The organism is Pseudoxanthomonas sp. 134C1 (assembly GCF_057773065.1).
The window spans coordinates 1-1762 of record NZ_JBYMTH010000023.1; the positions used below are offsets into that span (position 1 = coordinate 1).

Below are 1762 nucleotides of genomic sequence, written 5' to 3' on the forward strand. Positions count from 1 at the left end.
GCCCAGCGCAGCGCCAACGCGGCCAAGGAAATCAAGGGGCTGATTGAGGCCTCGGTGGACCAGGTGTCCACCGGCTCGGCGCTGGTCAACCAGGCCGGCGCGACCATGGGCGAGATTGTCGCCTCGGTCCAGCGGGTCACCGACATCATGGCCGAAATCGCCGCCGCCTCGCAGGAACAGTCCGCCGGCATCGAGCAGGTCAACCAGACCATCACCCAGATGGACGAGACCACCCAGCAGAACGCCGCCCTGGTCGAGGAAGCCTTCGCCGCCGCGCGCAGCATGGAAGACCAAGCGCGGGATCTGGTGGCGGCGGCCTCCACATTCCGTCTGGAAACCCATGCGCCTCCGGTCACGCGCGCTTCGTCGCGACGTGCCGCCTGATTCCTTTTTTCCTCTTCCCCCGAGTTCGCCATGAACCTGTCCCGTCGCTTCGCCAACCTGCCGGTCCGGCACAAACTCAACCTGCTCACGATCCTGATCGCGGTCGGCATCGTGGCGCTGGCGGTCATCGCCGCGCGCATGCAGTACCTCGATCTCTACGAGACCCGCAAGGCGTCGTTGAAGACCCAGGTGGAACTGACCTTCGGCATCCTCGATCACTATGTCGGGCTGGAGAAATCCGGCGAGCTGGACGGCGCTGCGGCGCGCGCGAACGCGCTCAGGGCGATCGAGCGCATGCGCGCCAACAAGGGCGTGGACTACTACTACATCCACGACATGCAACCGGTCATGCTGATGCATCCCGTCCGCAAGGATCTGATGGGCAAGGCGGTGGGCGACGAACGCAGTCCGGATAGCGTGCTTCTCTATCGCGACGGGGTGGAAGTGGCCCGGCGCGGCGGCGGTTTCGTGGAATTCCGCTGGCCCAAGCCGGGCGGCAGCGAGCCGATCGCCAAGGTCGTGTACGCGGCGCCCTACAAGGCCTGGAACTGGGTGATTTCCACCGGCGTCTACATGGACGACGTGCAGAGTCAGGCGTGGATGTTCACCGGCATCATGACCGTCGCCGGCGGCGCGTTGGTGATCATCGTGGTGCTGCTGAGCTGGGTCATCGGCACCCGCATCGTGGTGCCGCTGCGGCAAGCCACCCGCGTGGCGGAGTCCATTGCCGCGGGCCGGCTGGAGAACGCCATCGGCGAACAGCCGCACGACGAACCCGGCCGCCTGCTGGAAAGCATGCACCGGATGCAGGATCAGTTGCGCGCGGTGATCGGGGCGCAGCGCGAGATGGCGCGCCGGCACGACGAGGGCACGGTCAGCTATCGCATGGATGAAGCGGCGTTCCCGGGCGAATACGGCGACATGGTCCGCGAGACCAACGGACTGGTCGGCGCGCACGTCGATGCGATCATGGATGCGCTGGGCATCATGCAGCGCTATTCCATCGGCGATCTGTCGGTGGACATCGCGCGCCTGCCCGGCGAGAAGGCCTTGATGACCGAGACGGTCGATGCGGTGAAGACGAGCCTGTCGGCCATCAATGCCGAAATCAAGCGCCTGGCCAGCGCGGCGGCCGCCGGCGACTTCAGCCAGCGCGGTGAGGTGGACCGTTACCAGTACGACTTCCGCGACATGGTCGCCGGCCTGAACCAGCTCATGGAAACCACCGACGGCAACCTGGACCAGGTCTCCCAGCTGCTCCAGGCCATCGCCCGCGGCGACCTCACCACCCGCATGGACGGCGACTTCCACGGCGTGTTCGCCCGCATGCGCGACGACGCCAACGCCACCGTCGCCCAGCTCACCGACATCGTCTCGC

The 1762-nt window shown here is 66.6% G+C and carries 2 protein-coding genes; both read left to right on the plus strand.

Annotated features, from left to right (window positions below):
• Positions 1 to 384: methyl-accepting chemotaxis protein (locus tag AC3DEZ_RS20460; protein WP_488389851.1), on the plus strand; the 384-nt coding region annotated here is incomplete at its 5' end.
• Positions 385 to 414: 30 nt separating this feature from the next.
• Positions 415 to 1762, plus strand: a 1348-nt coding sequence (locus AC3DEZ_RS20465) for a cache domain-containing protein (protein WP_488389852.1), incomplete at its 3' end; no start/stop codon positions are given.